The 9,281-nt window shown below is 40.5% G+C and carries 9 protein-coding genes; all 9 read left to right on the top strand.

What is annotated here, in order from left to right; genetic code table 11:
* Nucleotides 1-204 precede the first annotated feature (204 nt).
* Entirely contained in the window at nt 205-1,407 is a 1,203-nt protein-coding gene (gene rpsA, locus ADH31_RS07140) for a 30S ribosomal protein S1 (protein WP_001001618.1), read from the top strand.
* A gap of 85 nt (nt 1,408-1,492) precedes the next feature.
* Nucleotides 1,493-1,990 carry a GAF domain-containing protein gene (locus ADH31_RS07135; RefSeq protein ID WP_049509816.1) on the top strand — a complete coding sequence of 166 codons (498 nt, stop codon included), beginning with the start codon at nt 1,493-1,495 and terminating at the stop codon, nt 1,988-1,990.
* Nucleotides 1,990-3,654, top strand: a complete 1,665-nt coding sequence (dnaX, locus tag ADH31_RS07130) for a DNA polymerase III subunit gamma/tau (protein ID WP_049509814.1) — start codon at nt 1,990-1,992, stop codon at nt 3,652-3,654. Before ADH31_RS07135 ends, dnaX begins: the two co-directional genes overlap by 1 nt.
* Before the next feature lie 22 nt (nt 3,655-3,676).
* A complete protein-coding gene (locus tag ADH31_RS07125; RefSeq protein WP_001081607.1) occupies nt 3,677-3,871 on the top strand; it encodes a DUF3272 family protein in 195 nt (64 codons plus the stop codon).
* A gap of 153 nt (nt 3,872-4,024) precedes the next feature.
* Entirely contained in the window at nt 4,025-4,795 is a 771-nt protein-coding gene (gene sufC, locus ADH31_RS07120) for a Fe-S cluster assembly ATPase SufC (RefSeq protein WP_049509813.1), read from the top strand.
* Between the two features lie 27 nt (nt 4,796-4,822).
* Entirely contained in the window at nt 4,823-6,085 is a 1,263-nt protein-coding gene (sufD, locus tag ADH31_RS07115; protein ID WP_049509811.1) for a Fe-S cluster assembly protein SufD, read from the top strand.
* A gap of 10 nt (nt 6,086-6,095) precedes the next feature.
* Nucleotides 6,096-7,322, top strand: coding sequence for a cysteine desulfurase (locus tag ADH31_RS07110; RefSeq protein ID WP_049509810.1), 1,227 nt, complete (start codon nt 6,096-6,098; stop codon nt 7,320-7,322).
* Complete coding sequence (gene sufU, locus ADH31_RS07105; protein WP_049509808.1) at nt 7,309-7,749, top strand: Fe-S cluster assembly sulfur transfer protein SufU; 441 nt, start codon at nt 7,309-7,311, stop codon at nt 7,747-7,749. Before ADH31_RS07110 ends, sufU begins: the two co-directional genes overlap by 14 nt.
* Before the next feature lie 57 nt (nt 7,750-7,806).
* Entirely contained in the window at nt 7,807-9,219 is a 1,413-nt protein-coding gene (sufB, locus tag ADH31_RS07100) for a Fe-S cluster assembly protein SufB (RefSeq protein ID WP_049509807.1), read from the top strand.
* The last annotated feature ends 62 nt before the right edge of the window (nt 9,220-9,281 follow it).

Raw genomic sequence — 9,281 nt, 5'->3', positions numbered from 1 at the left:
CTTTGACTCCCTCATGCGTTGGTTCGAATCCAGCTACCCCAGTTCTTAGGTAATAAATTCAAGGATAAAAAGAAAAATATCTTAGGGTATTTTATTTTTATAATTGAAGGACGTGAACGATATAACATGTCTTTGCGGGTGCTTAGGAAAAAATTATAAGTATGTCAAGTTTAAGAAAAACTTGATTGTTGGAGGATTTTTTAGATGAACGAATTTGAAGATTTGCTAAATAGCGTTAGCCAAGTTGAGCCAGGTGATGTTGTTAGTGCTGAAGTATTGACAGTTGATGCTACTCAAGCTAACGTTGCAATCTCTGGAACTGGTGTTGAAGGTGTCTTGACTCTTCGCGAATTGACAAACGATCGCGATGCAGATATCAATGACTTTGTAAAAGTAGGTGAAGTATTGGATGTTCTTGTACTTCGTCAAGTAGTTGGTAAAGATACTGATACAGTAACATACCTTGTATCTAAAAAACGCCTTGAAGCTCGCAAAGCATGGGACAAACTTGTAGGACGCGAAGAAGAAGTTGTTACAGTTAAAGGAACTCGCGCTGTTAAGGGTGGACTTTCAGTAGAATTTGAAGGTGTACGTGGATTTATCCCAGCTTCAATGTTGGATACTCGTTTTGTACGTAACACTGAGCGTTTTGTAGGTCAAGAGTTTGATGCTAAAATCAAAGAAGTTGATCCTAAAGAAAACCGCTTCATCCTTTCACGTCGTGAAGTTGTAGAAGCAGCTACAGCAGCAGCTCGTGCTGAAGTATTTGGCAAATTGGCTGTTGGTGATGTTGTAACTGGTAAAGTTGCACGTATCACAAGCTTCGGTGCTTTCATCGACCTTGGTGGTGTTGACGGATTGGTTCACTTGACTGAATTGTCACACGAACGTAACGTTTCACCAAAATCAGTTGTAACTGTTGGTGAAGAAGTTGAAGTGAAAATCCTTGATCTTAACGAAGAAGAAGGACGTGTATCACTTTCACTTAAAGCTACAACACCTGGACCATGGGATGGCGTTGAGCAAAAATTGGCTAAAGGTGATGTTGTAGAAGGTACAGTTAAACGTTTGACTGACTTCGGTGCATTTGTTGAAGTATTGCCAGGTATCGATGGACTTGTTCACGTATCACAAATTTCACACAAACGTATTGAAAATCCAAAAGAAGCTCTTAAAGTTGGTCAAGAAGTTACTGTTAAAGTTCTTGAAGTTAACGCTGATGCAGAACGCGTTTCACTTTCTATCAAAGCTCTTGAAGAACGTCCAGCTCAAGAAGAAGGACAAAAAGAAGAAAAACGCGCTCCACGTCCACGTCGTCCAAAACGTCAAGAAAAACGTGATTTTGAACTTCCTGAAACTCAAACAGGATTCTCAATGGCTGACTTGTTCGGAGACATCGAACTTTAATCCATTCGAATTTGAATAAAATCCTTTGTTTTTAAAACAAGGGATTTTTCTTTTTTCTACTAGCATTTTTTGATATAATGGTTTTATGTTATATTCAGAAAAAGAATTACTTTATCAAACAATAAATGAACAGCTCTCTTATCTTTTAGAAGGAGAGCCCAATGTGTTGGCTAATCTTTCTAATGCTAGTGCTTTGCTAAAAACAAGCTTTCCCAATACTGTTTTTGCAGGTTTCTATCTATTTGATGGGAATGAACTGATCTTGGGACCCTTTCAAGGTGGAGTTTCATGTGTACGAATCGCTCTTGGAAAAGGTGTTTGTGGTGAATCAGCAGCTAGTCGTCAAACAGTGATTGTTGGTGATGTAAAAACCTATCCAAACTATATTTCTTGCGATAGTAGTGCTTGTAGTGAGATTGTTGTGCCGATGGTTAAAGAGGGACGTCTTTTGGGCGTTCTAGATTTAGATTCATCTCTTGTTGATGATTATGATGAGTTGGATCAGAAATATCTAGAAGAGTATGTTGCTATTTTGTTAGAGAAAACCGAATGGAATTTTTCAATGTTTGAGGAGAAAGCGTAATGTATCAGGCCCTTTATCGAAAATATAGAAGTCAAACATTTTCACAGTTAGTAGGCCAAGAAATTGTTGCAAAAACTCTGAAACAAGCTGTAGAGCAGGAAAAGATCAGCCATGCCTATCTATTTTCAGGGCCTCGTGGAACTGGAAAAACCAGTGTAGCCAAAATTTTTGCCAAGGCTATGAACTGCCCTAATCAAGAGGGAGGAGAACCTTGCAATAACTGTTATATCTGTCAAGCTGTAACAGACGGTAGCTTGGAAGACGTTATCGAAATGGATGCGGCCTCGAACAATGGAGTGGATGAAATTCGTGATATTCGTGATAAATCAACCTATGCTCCAAGTGTAGCTCAGTATAAGGTCTATATCATTGATGAGGTTCATATGCTTTCAACTGGAGCCTTCAATGCCCTTTTGAAAACTCTCGAAGAACCCACTCCTAATGTTGTTTTTATCCTAGCAACGACAGAGCTTCATAAGATTCCTGCAACCATTTTGTCTCGTGTTCAACGCTTCGAGTTCAAATCTATTAGAACTCAGGATATTCGAGATCATATCTTCCATATTTTAGAAAAGGAAGGGATTACTTATGAAACTGAAGCTGTTGAGATTATCGCTCGTAGAGCAGAAGGTGGTATGCGGGATGCTTTGTCCATTTTAGACCAAGCATTGAGCTTGACTCAAGAGGCTAGATTAACAACAGCTGTTTCTGAGGAAATTACTGGGACTATTAGTCTAAGTGCTTTGGATAATTATGTGGCTGCCTTGGCACAAAAAGATGTGACTCGTGCTTTGGAAAATCTTAATTTGATTTTTGATAACGGAAAAAGCATGACACGATTTGTAACGGATTTGTTGCAGTATCTAAGGGATATTTTGATTGTCCAAACTGGTGGGGAGAATACTCACCATAGTGATCTCTTTAAGGATAACTTAGGTCTTTCACAGGCTGTTTTATTTGAGATGATTAGAATTGCGACAAGTAGTTTAGCTGATATCAAGGCTAGCTTACAGCCTAAGATTTACGCTGAAATGATGACCATTTGTTTGGCAGAGATAGATTCAAAACCAACATTGTCAGATGATACAAGTGGAGAATTAGCCTCACTTCGAGAAGAAGTTGCACGATTGAAACAGGCCCTAGCAAATGTTAACATGAGTCCTAAGCAGACTACACCAACACCGAGTCGTCCAGTTAACAGCAAGTCAGTTTATCGCGTAGATCGCAATAAGGTTCAGTCTATTCTTCAAGAAGCTGTTGAAAATCCTGATTTAGCCCGTCAAAATTTAATACGTCTTCAAAATGCTTGGGGAGAAGTTATTGAAAGCTTGTCAGGTCCAGATAAGGCGCTTTTAGTTGGTTCTCAACCTGTTGCGGCTAATGAGCACCATGCCATTCTTGCATTTGAGTCTAACTTCAATGCTGGTCAGACCATGAAACGTGATAATCTCAACACCATGTTTGGCAATATACTCAGTCAAGCAGCGGGATTTTCACCAGAAATTCTTGCTATTTCCATGGAAGAGTGGAAAGAAGTCAGAGCAGACTTCTCTGCTAAAGCTAAATCGTCTCAAGGTCAACCGGTTAAGGAAGAAGTTGAAGAATCTATCCTTCCTCAAGGATTTGAATTTCTAGCGGGTAAAGTGATCATAGCAGAAGATTAAAAGGATTTTGTAACATAATACGATGAACAGACAACAATTTATAATTATGGCCTTATTTACTGCTGCTGAGACTTATTTTTTTAATGAATCCATCATGGAGCAACGGTATATCGTGGCCTTGCTTTGGGCTATTTTAATCCTAAGAAATTTTAGAGTCAGCTATATTATGGGTAAAATTGTCAACGCTATAGATGACCATTTTCGTGGAAAGAAGTAACCCTCAGCTTCTAGACAAAATTAAAGCCTTTTAGGCTTTTTTTTGTTATACTATTAAAGTATATTTATTGATATTTTATCGTTTTTTACTAGAAAACTAAGGACAATTTTTCTAACGAAAATGATAAAACGGATTGAAAAGAAAGGAATTATCATGTCAGTATTAGAGATCAAAGATCTTCACGTTGAAATCGAAGGAAAAGAAATTTTAAAAGGGGTTAACCTGACCCTTAAAACAGGAGAAATTGCCGCTATCATGGGACCAAATGGTACTGGTAAATCAACTCTTTCAGCCGCTATCATGGGAAATCCAAACTATGAAGTCACTAAAGGTGAAGTCTTGTTTGATGGCGTAAACATCCTTGAGTTGGAAGTGGACGAGCGTGCGCGTATGGGACTTTTCCTTGCTATGCAATATCCATCAGAAATTCCAGGAATTACCAATGCAGAATTCCTTCGTGCAGCTATGAATGCTGGTAAAGAAGATGATGAGAAGATTTCAGTGCGTGAGTTTATCACTAAGCTAGACGAAAAAATGGAATTGCTCAACATGAAAGAAGAAATGGCAGAGCGGTATCTTAACGAAGGATTCTCTGGTGGTGAGAAAAAACGTAATGAAATTCTACAACTCTTAATGTTGGAACCAACTTTTGCCCTTCTTGATGAGATTGACTCAGGTCTTGATATTGACGCTCTTAAAGTAGTATCTAAAGGGGTTAATGCTATGCGTGGTGAAGGCTTTGGTGCTATGATCATTACTCACTACCAACGTCTCTTGAACTATATCACGCCAGATGTGGTACACGTGATGATGGAAGGTAGTGTTGTTCTTTCTGGTGGTCCAGAATTGGCTGCACGTTTGGAACGTGAAGGATACGCAAAATTAGCTGAAGAACTTGGCTATGACTACAAGGAAGAATTGTAATTCCCTCGTATCTTTTAGGAGAAGTAAATGACTAAAGAAACTATTAAACTTTTTTCAGAAATGCACGCTGAACCAATCTGGTTGTCAGACCTCCGTCAAAAAGCTTTTGATAAGATTGAGAGTTTGGAATTGCCAGTCATTGAGCGTGTCAAATTTCATCGTTGGAATCTTGGTGATGGTACCATCACAGAAAGTGAGCCATCAGCAAATGTTCCTGACTTCACAGCTCTAGATAATCACTTGAAGTTGGTGCAAGTAGGAACTCAGACTGTTTTTGAACAAACTCCAGTTGAATTAGCTGAACAAGGGGTTGTGTTTACAGACTTCCACTCAGCTTTAGAAGAAATTCCAGAGCTTATTGAGGAATTCTTCATGTCATCTGTTAAATATGATGATGACAAGTTGGCGGCCTACCATACAGCATACTTTAACAGTGGTGCTGTTCTCTACATTCCTGATAATGTTGAGATTGCTGAACCAATCGAAGGTATTTTCTACCAAGACAGCGACAGTGATGTACCATTTAACAAGCATATCCTTATCATTGCTGGTAAGAACAGTAAGATTAGCTACCTTGAACGTCTGGAGTCACGTGGTGAGGGTAGTGCTAAGGCAACTGCCAATATCACAGTAGAAGTCATTGCACGTTCAGGCGCGCAAGTGAAGTTTGCAGCGATTGACCGTCTAGGCGAAAATGTTACAGCCTACATTAGCCGCCGAGGTAAATTGGGCAACGATGCAAGTATTGACTGGGCTATCGGTGTCATGAACGAAGGAAATGTTGTTGCAGACTTTGATAGTGATTTGATTGGAAATGGTAGCCATGCAGACCTTAAGGTTGTTGCTCTATCAAGTGGTCGTCAGGTGCAAGGAATTGATACCCGAGTGACTAACTATGGTTGCAACTCTATCGGTAATATCCTTCAACATGGGGTTATTCTTGAAAAAGCAACCTTGACCTTCAACGGTATTGGGCACATCATTAAGGGTGCTAAGGGAGCAGATGCCCAACAAGAGAGCCGTGTTCTCATGCTTTCAGACCAAGCTCGTTCAGATGCTAATCCAATTCTATTGATTGATGAAAATGATGTCACTGCAGGACACGCAGCTTCAATCGGTCAAGTAGATCCAGAAGATATGTACTACCTCATGAGCCGTGGCTTGGATCGAGCAACTGCGGAACGCTTGGTTGTACGTGGTTTCCTTGGATCTGTAATCGTTGAGATTCCAGTCAAAGAAGTTCGTGATGAAATGATTGCAACTATCGAAGAAAAATTGTCAAAACGCTAAGGGGAAGCCTATGTTAGATGTAGAAGCGATTCGCAAGGATTTTCCAATTTTAGACCAGATTGTTAACGACGAACCTCTGGTTTATCTGGATAATGCCGCGACGACACAAAAACCACTAGCAGTTCTGGAAGCCATTAACCGCTACTATGAGCAGGACAATGCCAATGTCCACCGTGGGGTTCATACTTTGGCAGAGCGTGCGACAGCTTCCTACGAAGCTGCTCGTGAAACTATTCGTAAGTTCATCAATGCAGGCTCGACAAAGGAAGTCCTCTTTACTAGAGGAACGACAACCAGTCTCAACTGGGTGGCACGTTTCGCTGAGGAATTCTTGACTGAGGGGGATCAAGTTTTGATTTCTGTCATGGAACACCATTCCAACATCATTCCTTGGCAGGAAGCTTGTCGCAAGACTGGGGCAGAGCTTGTCTATGTTTATCTCAAGGACGGAGCTCTGGATATGGATGACTTGCGGGCTAAATTGACTGATAGAGTCAAGTTTGTCTCCCTAGCTCATGCTTCAAATGTTCTTGGAGTAGTCAATCCAATTAGGGAAATTACTCAAATGGCTCACCAAGTTGGAGCTATTATGGTGGTGGATGGTGCTCAGTCTACACCGCATATGAAGATTGATGTCCAGGACTTGGATGTAGATTTCTTTGCTTTCTCAGGTCACAAGATGGCTGGTCCGACAGGCATCGGTGTTCTTTATGGCAAAGAAAAGTATCTGCAACAAATGTCACCGGTGGAGTTTGGTGGCGAGATGATTGATTTCGTTTATGAACAATCTGCAAGCTGGAAGGAATTGCCTTGGAAATTCGAGGCTGGAACTCCTAACATGGCAGGTGCAATTGGACTTGCTGCTGCAGTAGATTATCTTGAAAATCTTGGTATGGTAGCCATTGAAGCTCATGAACAGGAATTGATTGCATATGTCTTTCCAAAATTGCAGGCAATTGAGGGATTGACCATATACGGTTCGCAAGATTTGGCTCAACGTTCAGGTGTTATTGCCTTTAACCTAGGTGATCTTCACCCTCACGACCTCGCTACTGCTCTGGATTATGAAGGAGTAGCAGTTCGGGCCGGACACCATTGCGCTCAACCTTTGCTCCAGTATTTGGATGTTCCAGCAACAGCTCGTGCAAGTTTTTATATCTACAATACCAAGGCAGATTGTGATAAGTTAGTCGATGCCTTACTAAAGACAAAGGAGTTTTTCAATGGCACTTTCTAAACTAGATAGCCTTTATATGGCAGTGGTAGCGGACCATTCGAAAAATCCCCATCATCAAGGAAAATTAGAAGATGCTGAACAAATCAGTCTTAACAATCCGACTTGTGGTGATGTGATTAATCTCTCTGTTAAGTTTGATGCAGATGATCGTTTGGAAGATATCGCTTTTCTAAACTCTGGTTGTACCATTTCAACTGCCTCTTCTAGTATGATGACAGATGCAGTCTTAGGAAAGACCAAGCAAGAAATCCTAGAGCTTGCAACCATCTTTTCTGAAATGGTGCAAGGTCAAAATGATGAGCGTCAAGATCAACTTGGAGATGCAGCTTTCTTGTCAGGAGTTGCCAAATTCCCTCAACGAATCAAATGCGCAACCCTAGCTTGGAATGCCCTTAAAAAAACAATTGAAGACCAAAAAAACAAATAAGACAAGCTTTCTTTGTCTTATAATTCATTAGAAATAAAGAATGAAAGAAAGGATATTATGGCTGAAGAAAGAGTAGAACCAAAACCAATTGATCTTGGTGAATATAAATTTGGTTTCCATGACGATGTAGAGCCTGTCCTATCGACAGGAAAAGGATTGAACGAAGCTGTTATTCGTGAGCTATCAGCTGCTAAGGGTGAACCTGAGTGGATGTTAGAATTCCGTTTGAAATCTTATGAAACCTTCAAAAAAATGCCCATGCAAACATGGGGAGCAGACTTGTCAGAGATTGATTTTGATGACTTGATTTACTACCAAAAACCATCTGATAAACCAGCTCGTTCTTGGGATGAAGTTCCTGAAAAAATCAAAGAAACCTTTGAACGTATTGGGATTCCTGAAGCTGAGCGTGCTTATCTTGCTGGAGCTTCTGCCCAGTATGAGTCAGAAGTGGTTTACCATAACATGAAGGAAGAATTTGAGAAGTTAGGTATCATCTTTACAGATACAGATTCTGCCCTCAAGGAATACCCAGACTTGTTTAAACAATACTTTGCGAAGTTGGTACCACCGACTGATAACAAGTTGGCAGCCCTCAACTCAGCAGTATGGTCAGGTGGAACATTTATCTACGTACCAAAAGGTGTCAAGGTAGATATTCCACTTCAAACTTACTTCCGTATCAACAACGAAAATACTGGACAGTTTGAACGTACTTTAATCATCGTTGATGAGGGAGCAAGTGTCCACTACGTAGAAGGATGTACAGCGCCAACATATTCTAGCAACAGCTTGCATGCTGCTATTGTAGAAATCTTTGCTTTGGACGGAGCTTATATGCGTTATACAACCATCCAAAACTGGTCTGACAACGTTTATAACTTGGTAACCAAACGTGCTAAAGCTTTAAAAGATGCGACAGTTGAGTGGATTGATGGAAACTTGGGTGCCAAAACGACTATGAAATATCCATCTGTTTACCTAGATGGAGAAGGAGCGCGTGGTACCATGCTTTCGATTGCCTTTGCTAATGCTGGCCAACATCAAGATACTGGTGCCAAGATGATCCACAATGCACCACATACAAGCTCGTCTATCGTATCTAAATCCATCGCTAAAGGCGGAGGGAAGGTTGACTATCGTGGACAAGTAACCTTTAACAAGAACTCTAAGAAATCTGTTTCTCACATCGAGTGTGATACCATTATCATGGATGACTTGTCAGCATCAGATACTATTCCGTTCAATGAAATCCACAACTCACAAGTTGCTTTGGAACACGAAGCCAAAGTATCTAAGATTTCAGAAGAACAACTCTATTATCTCATGAGTCGTGGTCTGTCAGAATCTGAGGCAACTGAGATGATCGTCATGGGATTTGTAGAGCCCTTCACAAAAGAACTTCCAATGGAATACGCAGTTGAGCTCAACCGCTTGATTAGCTACGAGATGGAAGGATCAGTCGGATAAACTTTATGAACAGAAACTGAGGCTGGGACAAAAGTCCTAGCCTCTCAATTGTCTTTGGATTG

The organism is Streptococcus pseudopneumoniae, assembly GCF_001072375.1.
Classification (GTDB): Bacteria; Bacillota; Bacilli; order Lactobacillales; family Streptococcaceae; genus Streptococcus; species Streptococcus pseudopneumoniae_L.
The sequence above is the reverse complement of the archived record's forward strand: the minus strand, read 5'-3'. Positions and strand labels throughout refer to the sequence as shown.

Excerpts from the sequence above, each read along its gene's own strand:
- rpsA (WP_001001618.1), top strand. The coding sequence starts at position 205 with ATGAACGAATTTGAAGATTTGCTAAATAGCGTTAGCCAAGTTGAGCCA.
- ADH31_RS07135 (WP_049509816.1), top strand. The coding sequence starts at position 1,493 with ATGTTATATTCAGAAAAAGAATTACTTTATCAAACAATAAATGAACAG.
- dnaX (WP_049509814.1), top strand. The coding sequence starts at position 1,990 with ATGTATCAGGCCCTTTATCGAAAATATAGAAGTCAAACATTTTCACAG.
- ADH31_RS07125 (WP_001081607.1), top strand. The coding sequence starts at position 3,677 with ATGAACAGACAACAATTTATAATTATGGCCTTATTTACTGCTGCTGAG.
- sufC (WP_049509813.1), top strand. The coding sequence starts at position 4,025 with ATGTCAGTATTAGAGATCAAAGATCTTCACGTTGAAATCGAAGGAAAA.
- sufD (WP_049509811.1), top strand. The coding sequence starts at position 4,823 with ATGACTAAAGAAACTATTAAACTTTTTTCAGAAATGCACGCTGAACCA.
- ADH31_RS07110 (WP_049509810.1), top strand. The coding sequence starts at position 6,096 with ATGTTAGATGTAGAAGCGATTCGCAAGGATTTTCCAATTTTAGACCAG.
- sufU (WP_049509808.1), top strand. The coding sequence starts at position 7,309 with ATGGCACTTTCTAAACTAGATAGCCTTTATATGGCAGTGGTAGCGGAC.
- sufB (WP_049509807.1), top strand. The coding sequence starts at position 7,807 with ATGGCTGAAGAAAGAGTAGAACCAAAACCAATTGATCTTGGTGAATAT.